The sequence below is a fragment of the Psychrobacter sp. ANT206 genome (assembly GCF_056880555.1).
This window is the reverse complement of the sequence record NZ_CP096271.1, coordinates 300,081-315,682: the sequence shown is the minus strand read 5'-3', so window position 1 is coordinate 315,682 and position 15,602 is coordinate 300,081. Positions and strand designations below refer to the sequence as shown.

Sequence of the window (15,602 nt, the reverse complement as noted above, 5' to 3'; positions counted from 1 at the left end):
GTCACACTATTTATCAAATATCGTGTGACTATATCTACGTGATACCATTGATAATAAAAATTCTAACAACTGGTAATTATAGAGCAATGGCTTTGATTGCCATAGACCCTACTATTTACGCTCGTACCAGACGCGTGGTTGCATCGTATAGCGCTCATTAAAGATATATTCACCAGCAGTACCATCACCACCTACTTGTGTAGGACGGCTTTGCTCACCTGGATATAAATCTTTGATATTACTATTGTTTTTTGAACCATCAGCATCATAGCTTGTCCGTTTAGCTTCTAATGCTCGTTCAGCAATCGTTGTATTTCCAATGAGCACTTTAAGGTCAGTATTATTAGCATTGAATGCCCCAAGTGTCAGCTCTTGGATACCTTGGCCAGCAGGCAGATAACCTCCTGTGCCTGTTACTGAGGTTGATTCCATACAGACGCCATAAGGTAAGCAGTATAGTTGACGCTCTGAACCACCAGATATTTTCGCCGAACAGCTTGAGACTGTACCGTAGAGCTTATCGGGGTTATAAACAGTGGTGTATAATAAGTTATTAATTACGACACTGTCGCCAATACCTTTATTATATCTGACATTGCTGTAGCCATCGAAGCGAGTCAATGGATAGTACCAGCCTTGTTTGGTGCCTTCTACCATCGCTGACTTTGCTGCAATTTTTGCAGCTTCATTTGGGGCGCTGCCTAATGTCGTTGCAAGATTTGTCAATTTACTTTCATTTAGGTCTTTTACAGAAAGGGTAAAACCACTTTTATAAAGATCTGCATTGGTAATGTCGTTATCAATAATCCCATACAGACGATTGGCATAAGTATTATCACTACGTAATGTCGATAACGGCGCACTGCGGTTACCCGATATGACGTTTATAAGCGCAAATAATTTGCCGTTATTCGTCCCATTACTCTGGTTACGATAGAAGCTAACTACAGGACGCTCATAAAAACGATAGGCAGGTTTACCACTAGGCTTGCTATCTAATACACGAGTGACTCCTTTAGCTAAGAAATTGTTTACCACTTCAAAACCAAACTTAGCAGGACGAGCATTTTGAAAGTCAGCACGGAATATTTGTCCACCAAGGTCAGTAGCATATATATGATCCACTAGCCCATCATTGTCCCTATCCAATACTGTAATTCCACCTGTGATACTATGAATCATATCTGTTGTCTTGGTATTTACACCGCTACCAGTTTCACCGCTAGTTGACCATATTAGCGTACCATCATTTGCATTGACCATATAAATGGCATTGCCTCTTGCAGGTTCAGCAGTAGTAGCGGTATATTCATCATTTTCATACTTGATGTCATAGCCACCTCCAAATATGAGCACATTGATTGGCTCTGCATCTTTTGTCAGGCGAATTTTAGCGGCAGTGGGTTTACTCCAAATTTGACCTAAACGCGCAAAAGTACTATTCGTCGCGTTGTTACGTCCTTCTGGTGTAAAAGTAAACAATACCTTAGGGCTATTTTTATCTGTTATGTCTACTCCATAGAATGCCTCACCACCCATACGTAGACCACCGTAGGCGAACATACCTTTTCCCTTACTTGGCACATCATCTACTTTTACTTTTTTAGCTTCTAAGTCATAATTGTAATCAGTAACAACCAACCAAGGAGCGTCTACACCGAAATACGGCTCACCAACTTTTGCCCTTGTCGAACTATCAACCAAAGCGATTGGTTGGCTTTCTAACATCTTCTTGGGAATGATGGCATATGTCTCTTCACCTTTATCAGAATCTACCAAATGCAAAGCACCATCCATAGAACCGAACAAAACGTAATCGTCACGCGTGCTGGTTATACGACCATTATCATCTAACGTCGCACTATAAGAGATTGCAGCAGGCTTTGAGTGAACAACACCCCCTAAAACCTTAACTGCCTTAGTAGGTTTAGTAAGTTGTAGATCTTCTACGTTCTTCGTGTCGGTCGGCTGCCCCTCACTCGTTAACACACTCTCAAAGCCCAAGAAACTTAGCAAGCGGCGCTTATTGATTTGCGTATAAGTAGCCGTATCTATGAGTGTATTGAACCCTTGTGGCTTACCACTACTATCAACACTCAATTTACGTAAAGTTGGTGTTTTATTACTACTAGAAGTATAGTCTTCAACATAAAGGGTACGTAAACTACCTAGACCTGAATTTGGCGACTTTAATTGAGCATATACGCCACCCGCTTCTACATCATTATTTGACGTTTTACCACCTTTAATATAATCACCGTTCTGCCATAGATCTTGAGTAGTGGCACTAAGATCACCAGCGACATCTTTATATAGTAAGTTTTTATTTTTGCCGAACAGTGTACCTTGATCTAGGTCGTATTTTTTAAGATTTCCTTTCCAAATACTTGCTGCTGAAGCTATATCAGGATCTAGCATAGGTAAATAGGCATATCCTAATTGATTAGAAGCACGGTACGGATCGTTAGGGACAGTTATGGTTCCTGATGGTGAAGTATTGATAATCTGCACCAAGTTGGCTGCAAAATCTACAATACTGGCTGCGATTTCAGAAGACTCTTCAGTATAGTAAAAACCACCATCACCGAAAGTTTTGGTCTCATTATCCCCTTTACGTTCTCCCAATCTACATAGATTACGAACATCTGAATCTCTTGATGCGCTTCCACTTTCACAGTCTGTAACTTTTACTAGTTTGCCGCTAGTTACAATATCTCTAGTACCTGTTAGTCCTGCAAATGTTTTACCAAAACCCACTGTTGCCGTTTTAATAGGTAGTTTGCCAGGATTTAATGGATTCCTCAGTAGCGCAGAATAGGTCGCCATACATCCCCAACCTTGATTGGTACTGCCACCTAAACCGCCTCCTGCTAAAGAATTGTTACAGGAATTCATTGATAAAGTAGATTCCTTTAGGGACGCGTTCATTATATCTAGTGAGTTAGAGTTACTGATATTATTAGAAGGCTCACCATCCGTTAATAAGTAAATACCGTTTCCACTACATTCACTTTTATTTAAAGGAGAAGTATAGTCGTTTTTATTTGTGTTTAACTTTTTAGAAGTTGCTATTGAGCCAGGGAATCCACTAAATGAGTTACTACCACTTCCAAAATACGTACGTCCACTATCAGCATGGTCCATATTAGAATCAACACTATAGTTCGGTAGTACATCAGAGCTACTTGACCAGCTACCCCACTTATTACAATCGTATATATGTATACCTAGTTCATTATCAAATGATAATGAACTGTCATTGCCGTTACAACGACGCCATTCATTTCTGCCATTACGAATCTCACGTTCGGCAACGACTTTGGTATCAGAAATAGTTGTCGCCCCCATCATATAGGCACCTGCCTCTGTAAGTGCAGACGCAGTAGGTGTTCCACCATTAGCTGTTAAGCTCTTAATTTCTTTGATAAGATTAATACGTTGATCAGGTGTTAAGGCAAAAGTAGGAGCTACCACATAGGCTGATTTTCCATCACTATTATAACTAAAGGCACCGACGCCTATTTCATAATCATCGGGTAAGTTTCCTTTATTAGCTACTCTTTTATCTGCTTGAATTTTATTACCAATGTATACCTCATCAGCCAGCAACTCTATGAGAGCTTTTTGTAAACGTGTCAATCTATCAAATCGCATATTTCTATTATTAGAAGATATATAACAACCTTTAGGTACAAAGCTCACACTCTCCTTAAGATTTCCGTTTATTTTTCCATTTGAATCACGTTGCCGAACTACTGCTGTAATCTCTTCTGAACTCTGACTGCTATAGCTACTACTACAACTGCCATAATCTACTGGTATACTCCTACTATCCATACTTCCTGAAATATCAAGCATCATAAAGATGGTTGCCGTGCCTGCTTTTGCTGGTGCATAAATCTCTAGATCACCAATAGGTTTATGATTAGGATTAGCTGCTTGTACCATAGTACCAGTCATACCGATAACGATTACTGCTGTTAGAGCTTTTATAGTCCATGACTTCCGATTAAATGCGTTGTTTTTTATATTATTCATGACTGACTCCTTAAACGGATTGAGTTATCGAGCGGATAATCATTAGCAGTCATGTAATGGCCATTTAACAATTATATATTCGCTACTTAAATGTACCCTAATAACTATATGGTGTTATCTATACTTAATTGCGGAAAACTAGTTGGTTGGTAGTGTACAAATCACACCTTTCCCTTTACCAAAGTCGACACAGTTCTTGCGTAATGACAAATTTTCTACGTTTGCCACTTCGTAGAGTACAGTACTCGGTACGCTTTCCTTTGCCATACAGCCACCAATTGCGTCTTCAGCCTTTGTCACTGTTGCTACTCGACTGGTCTTTTTAAAACAGTCTTTAGCTGCATCCGTTTTACCAGAATAGGCAGGTAAAATTGCCGTGCTATTAATATCAAACATAAACGCTTGGCTTGATATCTCACTACTGTCTTGACCGATAGTATAGCTACGAAATACTTCATTATTAGCATTTGATTCAGTTAGTGAAATATTTACTTGAGTCATACTCGCATTACGATCACTGACATAGTCTGCTGGTGTCGATGGATTACAATAACCAACTTCACTACCTACTATATTACCGCCATCTTTTGTATTAATAGTCGTTTTATTAATATCAAAGAAGCGACCACGTGGGCGAAAACAAAATACATATTCATGTTCGGCACTATTGGCATCTAGGATAAAATGCCCGAAAGGTCCTGTACGTGACAGCATATCTGTATAAACTTCTGCATCACTATTTCCATTGACACCTTGTTCGATATTTTGATTGGCGTTATCCGCTGACTGCAATAGCAAAGTATTAATCTGATCACTGGTTGCTAGTCGTAAATCTGTAGTACTTTGCTTGACAGCAATAACACCGACCAAAATAATCAATACCAAAAATAGTAGCACTACAATTAATACAGCGCCTTGCTGCGCTGATACAGAGCCATTAAATGACTGATAACGAGATGTAGTTGACATATTTTCCTCTTTTGGTGCAGTACTAATTGCTATTAACTGGTATACCAGTCACTGACATAACACGTGCATTACGCAATAGATTGATTGATTCATAGCTTCGTCGATAGTATTTAGTCGCTTCAGTTTTTAATGCATGGTCTGTACCAAATACATTAAAGCTGGTTTTGTCTATATTACTAATTAATGGTGTGCTACTGCGAACAATGACACCCAATTTAATTGTTGTGATTGCAGGCTTATCACCAACTAAAGGTTTATCCACATTGAGATACGTGCTTGAAGGTAGATAGGTCAAACCATTAACATCTCCTAGTGTACCTAGTAATACTTTAAATTGGTCGATAGCTTGTATCATCACTTCACCATTATCGCCTAAAGCAGTGACAATCCCTGCACTGCTCAAACGACCTGAGTCACAAGCCAAAACTAAATTCTGAGAGCCTGTAACAGCCGTCTTACCTGCTACTGGACGAACAAAATAACGCTCAATAACCCAGTCACTGCTACCAGCGACAATCTCTTTACCTTCACAATCAAATAAAGCATTTGGGGTAATGTTTCTATATTGAATGGTCAACTGGTCACTAGCAATATTAGTATTTGATATACCTGTCCAACCGTTAGCACCTGCAGTTCCTGTCTGACCGGCACTGACTGTAAGATAACCAGTATCTGCATAACTACTGTTGCCCAAGTTAGCACCTTTTAATACAACACCACCATTTTTTGTAGTGTCATTAATATTAGTAATTGGATTACCAAGATTAGCAATACGAATTTGATTCTCTAATGACTGTAGCGCAAATATTGTACTGTCTTGAACTTCTGAAGCACCTTGTTGTACTGTGACCGTCCGAGTACTGATGATATAAACTTGGATCACTGCGGCTGATATCAATAAACCTAAGACTAATGATACCATCAGCTCAATAAGGGTAAATCCGGCAACATCAGAATGTATGACGTCGAAGGTATAGGTTTTAGTATTGTGGCTGTCCATTAATATGCCTCCGATATTAGGCATTGACTGCCTGTCTTATAAACCCCTTTACTATTGGCACATGCCTTCGCATCTGTATCATCTAATAATGCTTTGCTATCATTCCAAGCAGTAACAATACACATCTGGCGTTGGATAGCCTGTGTCGTCGTCCCTGGACAAGTAACAATAGCGAGCTTGATATCTTCATCTTTTGCTGACTGTTTAATCATTAACGCATCACGGGTAGCAAGCTGACTGATATTGCATAATTTATTTGGGATTTTTTTACCATTAGCATCAGTTGTGACACCAGTTGATAGACAATTATCCGTGCCACTACGGCTAATTATCTTAGTATCAACTTTGATATTATCTGTTGCAGTACTAGTAATAACAGCTTGTATAGTCGGTATACCAAGTGCAGTATTCGGAGACACACTGGTGAAAGTAGAGCCACTACCAGTCACATAAGCCTCAGGATAGGCACGCATCACCTCAGCCAAGTTGCGCACGACAGTTAAAGATTTAGTACGCACAAGACTCTCATCAGTGGCACTAATGGCACGCATTTGTAGCGCACTAAAACCTAATACAGCAACAGATAGAAGCAAAACAGCAACCAATACCTCGACTAAACCCACACCATGCTGATTATTCAGGCGTTTCATGGGCATGTCCCTCCCAATTTGTTAGTGATATTAGCGACCTTACTTACTTCAATCTGTCGTGACTTCACACTCTTATTGCTATCACAGATAGTGTAAATAATTGAATCAACTCTTTTACTCGGTTTGAAGGTGATAGTGTTTTTAGACTCAGAGTCAGTGATGGTGCTTTTAGCGCTATAGCTATAGCTTGAAACATTTGCAACACTAATAACTCCTACATTAGTACCATTATTGTTGTATGTGAAAGTAAGGTCTTGACGACGAATAATGCTCTCAGCCTTAGCCTCTTTTAAAGCATTTTCTAACGTTGAAGCAGTCGACTTAACTCTTTGATTGGCAAGCTGAGTACTGATACTAGGCGCAGCAATACCGACAATAATAGCAAGCACGGCAATCGTTACCATCAGCTCAATCAGGGTAAATCCTGAGCTGGTCATATGCAATTTCTGTGGTTGATGGTTAACCGATGCGTTCACGTCAGATTCCTATATAGCTGCTGGCATATTCAAGCAGGACTGGCTTTACAGTCGTAGTGAATACCTAATATTTAAACAGGCTTTAATATAAAATAGTCAACTATAGCCATGCAATTTTTGTTCCATAAAACAAGTCGTCTAATCAGCTTAAACACTTTACTTCTCTATCTTTAAAGCAGGCTAGCTATTGGCTACAGACAGAATATGTTTATAGTCTATGTTATTGCTAATATAGCGTGGGAGTAAAATATTAGCAACATAATAGCAACATAATGGTAGTTGCTAACAAGTTTTATTAGCATCTATGACTGGCTGCCATGCGCCAATGCATAAGCACACAGATAGTATTTATTATTGGAGTTAGGAGTTGTTGAAGGGTAAATTGATAGAAGGCGAGCTAAGGCTTGTAAACTTGCTCCCGTAGTTGCTACATCATCAAATAAGATAAGGCGTTTAACGGGAGAAGGCTCTAGTAAAGTAAAAGCATTGTCTAGATTACTCAAGCGTTCGGCACGGGTGAGTCCTTGCTGACTGACCGTATTATCAATACGCTTGATACCTTGCCATAAAGGAATGTCCCAATGCTTAGATAAATGCGCGGCCAAAATACTGACAGGATCAAAGCCACGTTTAATGAGACGCTCATCGGTCGTTGGCATAGCGACAATCACACTATTATCATGATGGCAACCATGAGGTCGTGGTAGTTGACGTATTACATGTAACAATAACGGCAGCTTTGTCATATCCTCATGATGCTTGAAGGCTCTAATAGCTTGGCGCATGGGATAGTCATAGTAAGTTGCTGCTTGAATGGTTAGCGTCATGCCAGCAGTAATATCGACTTCAAATGGCTTGGGCAACCACGCAATACTGCTATGGCAGCTGGCGCATAATAGTCCACTACTAAAACGGCTATAGAGTTGCTTTCGGATTTTGCTAAAAGAAGAATGGCTACTTGATAAAGAGTAGGATGCGTTTTCAGCTAATAAACTGTTTTGACTGAATAATGGAGCGTTTGACGAGGAGGGATTTTGTAAAAGCTGTGATTGCGGAGTACTACGATAAACGGCACATAACTGGCAGCGTAAGTTTATATACTCTGCCAGCCATAGTCCGGCTTGATAAGGCGCTAAGTGACGCATGACTTGCTGTCACTATAGGCACCGATATTTAAAGCGCTAATATTACAGCCCTTTCCAATCGTTGAGTACGATACCAAAGCCGATAGAAGTATTCTCATAGTTATAATCTACGATAGATTCGCCATAACCTTGGAATACCTGCACAAAACCATTAACATTTTTCGATAAAGGATAAATATAATCGATTTGCGCAGCGCCTTTATTGGTGCCTGGATTATATCGCAACGTACCACTTAGGCTTTGTTGACTCGGCAAATCATATAAGAACTTGATATCGCCATAACCCATGAAATCTTCGATATCGGGATTGTCTTCACTGCTGTCATTTTCATTGTTCACTCGTAACCAGAATCTCGGTATGACAGATAATTTACCCCACTCTGCCCCTGCCATCACGTAAGCACGGTTCCACGAGCGCGATAATGGATCATCTTGACCATTTGAGTGGTGAATAGCACCTGCTCCGAGCATGCGCAGTCGTCCACCAAAAGGCAGATTTGCTGTCACAGGCTGGGTCAAAAATATCTCTGGCTGATAATCGGTTGCACGAAATGGTCGTGAATTGTCTTCATTATAAACTTGCCAATGCGACTCTTGAGTATAACCAAACCACAAATCAGCATTGGTATTAAACAAATCTTCTGCAACTTTAGTCTTTAATGATAGTTGAAACTTTAGATCCGTATTACGAGTGTCATTAGACGTAAAAGGTTTTTCCGGTTGAGGTCGAGTGGGTGTACTTGGGCTTAAATTAGGATCAAAGGTATAAAACAGTGGCATAACATAGGTTGGACGGTACGGTCTGACTGTCCATGTACCACGTTCACTGTTTTTATCAAGATCATACGCTAAGCTTAGCGGCGTATATTTTTCAATATCTGCTTGAGTCACGCCGACACTTTCCAATACCTCTGCTTCTCTTTGCGTCAGTCCAACCGTATCCAAACTTTCAGTCTCAGCGGGCGGTTTTGTTTCAATATCTTGAGGATAATTGCTCGAAACCTTTTTAGCAATGACATTGCCATTGGCAGTAATGGTACTGGTTTCTTCAGCCAGTATGACTTGAGGGTTGCCTGACAGCGTACTTATAACCGTTTTTGCCAAATCTACTGGCTGTTTACTTGTGACATAACTTGGCGTTTTGCCTTGTTCTGCAACCTTATCAAAGCATGCCAAACGGGCAGAACTGGTCTGTACTTGAGTACATTCAAAGAACAGAGCAGCCTGCTGAGCGATAAAATCTTCGCTTACTGCATTGCTATTTTGCACAGCGATACTGGTATTTATAGGCTGTAAGCTCTTAGCCTGAGCTGTATCAGCAGCCTGAGCTTGTACTGTGAAACAAGTGAGCGCTATACCAACAGCGATATGTAGAGAGCATTTAGTCGTTTGGAGCATCATTTTTTTTGGCGTTTCAAGTTTATTTACAGAGGGGCACTGCGAAGTAATATTGGAAAACATAAATATCCTTTATTCAACTGATCATTACTGTCAATAGAATATATGAGGTGATTGATATAACAATTAGCATTGAAGCTAAACTGGCATAAAAAATCAATATAACTTGGAGATAAAGGGTTGCTGTTACGCTGAATAATGCGCATTTAGCAATGTTGCTTTATTGTAATGAAAACGTACACACTATACTAGCTTTATTGCTGCATAATGTAGCGCTAAATAGATATAAGTAGCATAAAACCAAATGCTTATAATGAGTATAGAATAAAAAAAGGACCCTTTAATCAGTGTCTTACTAATGATGCTCTTAAAGTAATGTTGATTTATTTAGCACGAAATACAACTAATCGAGTGCTGCAAACCTTCTTCTGAGAAAAAATTAAAAAAGCCAACATACTATGACAGTGCGTTGGCTTTTTTATAGGAATCGTATTAAGGCATCTAAAGAAATAAAACAAAAATTTCCGATACGACTATTATTTATTTAATGCCGTCAAAGTCTGCTCAAACTCTGCACGACCAATCTCACCCACTTGTTTTTGTACCAACTGACCATCTTGGTAATACAATAAAGTTGGTGGTCCAAATAATTTATAACGCGCTAAAATTGCCTTAGAATCCGCCGTGGTTTCCGTAATATCGAGTCGTACCAATTGCCAGTCTTGCATTTGTGCAGGACGATTGGTAAATAAATTCTTATCCATAATGCGACATTCAATACACCAATCAGCGGTCAAATCGACCAAAACTTTAGGATTGGCGGCAGTGATAACATCCAATTCTGCCAACGTAGTGATATGCTCATCTGAGTTATTCGTCGCATTATTTTGAGCGCCAGCTTGACCGTTAGCTGACTGCACTAACATAGGGGCGGCACTTAATGAAGCTAACGGATGTAAGCTATCATCATTACCAAGTGCGGCACCAATTACTAAAGTAGCAGCCCAAATACCAGCTATCAAACCGATGGCTTGCGATAGCATTCGACCTTTACCACGCCAGCTCCATGCCCATGTTGCCACAACCATAAACCATAATGCCCATACCAGTAACATTACTGACGATATAAAGACCCGCTCTATTAATAGTAACGCTACGGCAAATAACAATAAGGCAAAACCTTGCTTGACCCAGTTCATCCAAGCGCCTGCTTTTGGCATAATTTTGCCTTGGGTAGCACCAATCAAAATCAGTGGCGCTGACAAGCCAAAGCCTAGCATAAATAGGGCAGCAAAACCCAATAGCGGATTACCAATCGTTGAGACAGCAAGCAAAGCGCCAAATAATGGTGCAGAAACACAAGGTGATACTACCAATGCTGATAAAAATCCAGCAGCTAAACTGCCACCAGCGCTACCGAGCTTACTATCGCCTGCTTGGCTTAAGCGCTGCATCTTACTACTGATAAAATGCGGCAAACGAATGGTAAATACTTCCAGCATATAAAGGGCTAACAAAACGAATATTACTGCAAAACTGATCAGGATGATTGGGTTTTGTAGCCAGCCGATAATGCCGAGTGACTCACCAAATACAGCAATGACAGCACCAAGTATCCCGTAAGCAATCGACACCCCAATCGCATAACTTGTCGTTAAAATGACACCTTTTTTAACCGTTGGATTTTGCTGACGGGCGACAATATTTGCGACGATAGGTAACATAGGTAGTACGCACGGCGTAAGCGCTAAGCCAAGCCCTGCCAAAAACAATAACCCTAATGCCAACCAAGGATGCTTGGCTAAGCCAAACGGATCGCCATCAGCCAAATTATCTGCGGTAGCTAGCGTATCATTTGTCGGAGCAGCATTATCTGCTAATGGTGTATCAGCGCCAGAAATTGTATTGGTGGCGCCAAGCCCTCCATCTAAAGCCTCATCATCCAACAACGCATAATCAATGACTTCATCTTCTTCTGCAAGCGCTTGCTCTGCTTCAGCACTCATTGCCTCAGTACTGTCTATACTTGTGGCATTTGGTGCCTCTGATGTTGTGACGCTATTGCTATTATTTACCGAATTTGCATTAGTAATAGTCTCTTGATTGACATCGCCTTTAGCAACACCAGTGACATTACTTGTCGTATTGACCACAGCTTGCGGCGAGCTTGCAACGATATCGACAGTGGTTTTTATTTTCTCAGGCGGGTAGCAAAGTCCGGCTTTGGCGCAGCCTTGCCAACCAATCACCACCGCTGCATTGTCAATGCTCTTGCCATTAATACTCAAAGTAGTAGTGGCTACCATATTTTTTTGATCAAATACTGGCACTTTACCAAAAGTTGGATCATCAATTAAGACAGGCGTTTGACTAAAAGTAAACGGTGCCGCCGTAACTCCAGCAGGCAAAGTGAGTTTAAGCTGATTCTTATAAACATAATGCTCTGGAGTGATATTAAAATTAATCGATAACTGAGTGCCAGCCTTGACAGCTTTACTGCTACTCGTGACTTGGAAGGCTTTATCCACTGACAGAAATTTCGATTGTCCAGCGCTTTGATTGCTACTAAAAAGATCGCCCAATCCTGCTGCCTGCGTCGTCATAGTCGTCGCAGTCAATCCTGCAAATAACGAGCTACTCGCTATAGTCAATGCCAGCAGATATGACTTCTTTGGCACTTTATTTACAACTGCTGGCAAATTCTTTGAAGACTGATTTCTTGTGGATACCGCTTTAAATGACGAAATGCTTTTTACTGTCTTGATGGACATAAAGGACTACCTGTTATAACGACTATATAAATCAACCTATTTGCGCTATCTATTGGCGACTAACGTTTGACTGCAATGTTTAACGTGGTTTTAACCTTTTCTGGCGGATAGCATAGTCCAGCTTGAGCACAACCTTGCCAACCAATCACAACCGGCACATTCTTTGCCGCTTTACCATTTTTGGTCGTCATCATAGTCGTTGCTACAACGGTCTTTTGCGTAAATACGGGTACCTTGCCAAAAGTTGGATCATCAATAGAAACCGGCGATTGGCTAAAGGTAAATGGCGACGCATTGATACCTTTTGGAAAACTTAAGGTCAGCTTATCTTTATACACGTAATGACCTGGTGTGATATCAAAAGCGATCGATAACTGCGTGCCTTTAGTGGTCGCTTTGGTACTGCTAGTCACTTGAAACGCCTTGTCAACGGGCAAAAATTTTGATTGCTGAGCACTATTACTACTAAACAATTCCCCCAGACCTGCAGCTTGAGTCGCAACAGACGTCATTGACAAAGTAGTCATCAAAGCAGTGGCTGTTATAGCAAGCAAATAAGGCTTCTTAGTTGATTGTTTATTCATGATAATTGATTTCGATTTTGATGTTTCAATAGACATATGATTACCTCGGATTACTAGAAGAACAGCTGTTTTTTTACAATCAATAGAAAATAGTCAATCGTTTTAATAATAAATAGCAGGGTTAAGATTCCGCTTATCTGAATTTAAAGTTAGTGATATTTATAGTTAGCGATAGTCATAAAAAATATCAACCAATAACGTCTTATTGGTTGATATATTAGTCTCATTAAAGATGCTTTTAGCGCCAAGGTATTTATCATGGTATCGCTTGCAAACAATACCTAAATAACTGAGTAGGCTAGAGCTTATAGCTGAGCATAAAGATCAGCATCCTGCCCTTCTCCGCCCTGTTCGCCATCAGCCCCTAGAGAAAATAAATCATAAGGTCGACCTTCACTACCCGGGGCAACATATTGCAGCTCGTTTTCCCAACCATCCGTTGGATACCCGCCTTTAATATAACCACCGTCAGGATAGTTCTTAGCTTCCGCTGGTGGCGTGGTGAGTGCTTCTAAACCTTGAGCCGTCGTTGGATAGCGTGAATTATCTACTTTATACATATCTAGCGCATTTGATACTGTTGATAGCGCTGTTTCAGTGGTTTTAACCCGTGCTTTATCACTTTGTCCGACCACCTTTGGCACCACTAGACCAGCAAGAATGGCCAAAATCACAATCACCACCATGATTTCAATCAAGGTAAATCCTGATTGGAGATTGCTTACGCGCTGAGTGCTTGATAAAGCAACAGCTTTCTGACTTTGCGCTGCCGCTAAACACTCTAGCGTATCATCCATATCACTTGGTGAAATCGTACTTACTCGAATATTATCAGTCATAGTCATCGCTTCTGGCATCGCTTTTCGCGTCAAGGTTATATAAATAATGAAAATGGCGTTTAAGTTACCTTTATCGTCACATTCACAACAGGCATATTTACAGTGTCTTAAGGAGCACTGAAACGATTATTACTATAAACCATGGTTTTACTTTTATCCAGCATTGAAGGCAGGTTGTCATTTAGATCAATGTGTTATTAATAATCTATGATAGCTAACCTTTTGAAATAGCGTTTGACTGTTACTTATAACTGATACTTACTATAACGCAAGGTTAGATTTGACAACAGTAAAAGCGTTGGTCGGTCAATAATATACAACAGTAAGCAAAACTTAAGAAACGTAGCCAAATTTGAAGTCAAATTATTAGAATATAAGTAAAAAAATGAACCAAAACATCAGAAGTATAGAAGCTGTATTTGAAAACAGAAAGTATAGAAACAGAAATGCCGTTAAGTATACGGGTGATAAAACAACTATTACTAACAGGAGCGTATGTTTAAGATTAATAAAAACTAGCCAGCCAAGTCATTCATATTCACAATTGGCAGCATCACCGCCATTACGATAATCATGACGACTACACCCATCAGCACCAGCATTAAAGGCTCAAGTAATGACAACAAGGTACTGATAAAATTGGTGGCTTCTGCCTCTTGCATATTGGCAGCACGGCTAAGCATATTTTCAAGCTCGCCCGAGTTTTCACCACTTTTAATCATTTGCACCATCATCGGCGGAAAATAGGGCGATTTGTCTAATTGACTCGACAGACTTGAACCCTCTGTTACTCTATCCGCAGCAGTAATGATGGTTTTTTGAATATGCAAATTGGTGGTGACCGCAGCGCCAATATGGAGCGCCTCAATCAATGGCACACCAGAGCGCACCAATATCGCAAGCGTACTGGCAAAGCGCGCCGCATTCAACCCTTTCGATAAGCGTGCCAGTATAGGCAATCTTAGCACAGCACTATCTATGGCAAGCTTGCCCGCTTGCGTCTGAGCAAAGCGATAGAATAAAAATGCCGTTCCTGCCAACACCAGCAGCATCAGCCACCACCACTGGGTAATAATATTTGATAAGCTAAGGACAATTTGGGTAATTAAAGGCAGAGCTTGTTCGGACTGCTCAAACACTTTGACAATTTTTGGTACTACAAAGCTCATTAACCCCATAATTACGCCAACTGCCATCACCATCAGCACGATGGGATAAACCATAGCGCCTTGTATTTTTTTCTGTAAGGCAAAGCGATTTTCGGTGTAATCGGCAAGCTGATTTAAGATCAAATCCAAATGACCAGATTTTTCTCCAGCTGCAATGGTAGCGATATATAATGGCGGAAAGCTCGCCGCTTGCTGCAAAGCGCGCGCCAAACTGAGACCTTCTAGGACATGCGACCGCACGGCAAGCATCAAAGATTTGATATGGGTTTTTGGCGATTGTTTGGCGACAGCTGCCAAGGTTTCCTCTAACGGAATACCAGCAGCAAGTAATACAGATAGCTGACGGGTAAGCAGTGCCAGCTCATAAGCAGAGGGTTTTTTATAGCGGCTTTTATGCTGACTTTGCCTATCATTGACGGCGTTGACTTCGACAGGCGTCCATTGTTTATCACGCAGCTGCTGGCGTACTTGCCGCGCAGAATCACCTTCAAGCAAGCCTTTTTGGATGCCGCCACGATCGTCAAGCGCTTTATAATGATAAGCGGGCATAGCAGCGGATATCC

At 40.7% G+C, this 15,602-nt stretch carries 11 protein-coding genes; all 11 read right to left on the bottom strand.

Annotated elements, in window-relative coordinates:
- Positions 1–111: 111 nt before the first annotated feature.
- Positions 112–4,038, bottom strand: a complete 3,927-nt coding sequence (locus M0221_RS01365; protein ID WP_483284134.1) for a PilC/PilY family type IV pilus protein — start codon at positions 4,036–4,038, stop codon at positions 112–114.
- A gap of 138 nt (positions 4,039–4,176) precedes the next feature.
- Entirely contained in the window at positions 4,177–5,007 is an 831-nt protein-coding gene (locus M0221_RS01360) for a PilX N-terminal domain-containing pilus assembly protein (RefSeq protein WP_263240903.1), read from the bottom strand.
- Between the two features lie 22 nt (positions 5,008–5,029).
- A complete protein-coding gene (locus M0221_RS01355) occupies positions 5,030–6,007 on the bottom strand; it encodes a PilW family protein (RefSeq protein WP_483284133.1) in 978 nt (325 codons plus the stop codon).
- Positions 6,007–6,657 carry a type IV pilus modification protein PilV gene (pilV, locus tag M0221_RS01350; protein WP_483284132.1) on the bottom strand — a complete coding sequence of 217 codons (651 nt, stop codon included), beginning with the start codon at positions 6,655–6,657 and terminating at the stop codon, positions 6,007–6,009. Before pilV ends, M0221_RS01355 begins: the two co-directional genes overlap by 1 nt.
- A complete protein-coding gene (locus M0221_RS01345; protein WP_483284131.1) occupies positions 6,654–7,133 on the bottom strand; it encodes a pilus assembly FimT family protein in 480 nt (159 codons plus the stop codon). The genes pilV and M0221_RS01345 overlap by 4 nt, the downstream gene beginning before the upstream one ends.
- Before the next feature lie 302 nt (positions 7,134–7,435).
- Positions 7,436–8,278 (bottom strand): ComF family protein, encoded by an 843-nt coding sequence (locus tag M0221_RS01340; protein ID WP_483284130.1) that lies wholly within the window; start codon positions 8,276–8,278, stop codon positions 7,436–7,438.
- Positions 8,279–8,320: 42 nt separating this feature from the next.
- Positions 8,321–9,739, bottom strand: coding sequence for a phospholipase A (locus M0221_RS01335; protein ID WP_483284129.1), 1,419 nt, complete (start codon positions 9,737–9,739; stop codon positions 8,321–8,323).
- Between the two features lie 473 nt (positions 9,740–10,212).
- On the bottom strand, positions 10,213–12,447 hold the full coding sequence (locus M0221_RS01330) for a cytochrome c biogenesis protein CcdA (protein ID WP_483284128.1): 2,235 nt from the start codon (positions 12,445–12,447) through the stop codon (positions 10,213–10,215).
- Between the two features lie 59 nt (positions 12,448–12,506).
- Complete coding sequence (locus M0221_RS01325; RefSeq protein WP_483284127.1) at positions 12,507–13,031, bottom strand: protein-disulfide reductase DsbD domain-containing protein; 525 nt, start codon at positions 13,029–13,031, stop codon at positions 12,507–12,509.
- A gap of 305 nt (positions 13,032–13,336) precedes the next feature.
- A complete protein-coding gene (gspG, locus tag M0221_RS01320; RefSeq protein WP_474723366.1) occupies positions 13,337–13,870 on the bottom strand; it encodes a type II secretion system major pseudopilin GspG in 534 nt (177 codons plus the stop codon).
- A 515-nt stretch (positions 13,871–14,385) separates the two neighbouring features.
- On the bottom strand, positions 14,386–15,588 hold the full coding sequence (gspF, locus tag M0221_RS01315; protein ID WP_149408917.1) for a type II secretion system inner membrane protein GspF: 1,203 nt from the start codon (positions 15,586–15,588) through the stop codon (positions 14,386–14,388).
- Positions 15,589–15,602 lie beyond the last annotated feature (14 nt).

Coding starts and splice junctions, on each gene's coding strand:
- M0221_RS01365 (WP_483284134.1), bottom strand. CDS start 4,038: ATGAATAATATAAAAAACAACGCATTTAATCGGAAGTCATGGACTATA.
- M0221_RS01360 (WP_263240903.1), bottom strand. CDS start 5,007: ATGTCAACTACATCTCGTTATCAGTCATTTAATGGCTCTGTATCAGCG.
- M0221_RS01355 (WP_483284133.1), bottom strand. CDS start 6,007: ATGGACAGCCACAATACTAAAACCTATACCTTCGACGTCATACATTCT.
- pilV (WP_483284132.1), bottom strand. CDS start 6,657: ATGAAACGCCTGAATAATCAGCATGGTGTGGGTTTAGTCGAGGTATTG.
- M0221_RS01340 (WP_483284130.1), bottom strand. CDS start 8,278: ATGCGTCACTTAGCGCCTTATCAAGCCGGACTATGGCTGGCAGAGTAT.
- M0221_RS01335 (WP_483284129.1), bottom strand. CDS start 9,739: ATGTTTTCCAATATTACTTCGCAGTGCCCCTCTGTAAATAAACTTGAA.
- M0221_RS01330 (WP_483284128.1), bottom strand. CDS start 12,447: ATGTCCATCAAGACAGTAAAAAGCATTTCGTCATTTAAAGCGGTATCC.
- M0221_RS01325 (WP_483284127.1), bottom strand. CDS start 13,031: ATGAATAAACAATCAACTAAGAAGCCTTATTTGCTTGCTATAACAGCC.
- gspG (WP_474723366.1), bottom strand. CDS start 13,870: ATGACTGATAATATTCGAGTAAGTACGATTTCACCAAGTGATATGGAT.
- gspF (WP_149408917.1), bottom strand. CDS start 15,588: ATGCCCGCTTATCATTATAAAGCGCTTGACGATCGTGGCGGCATCCAA.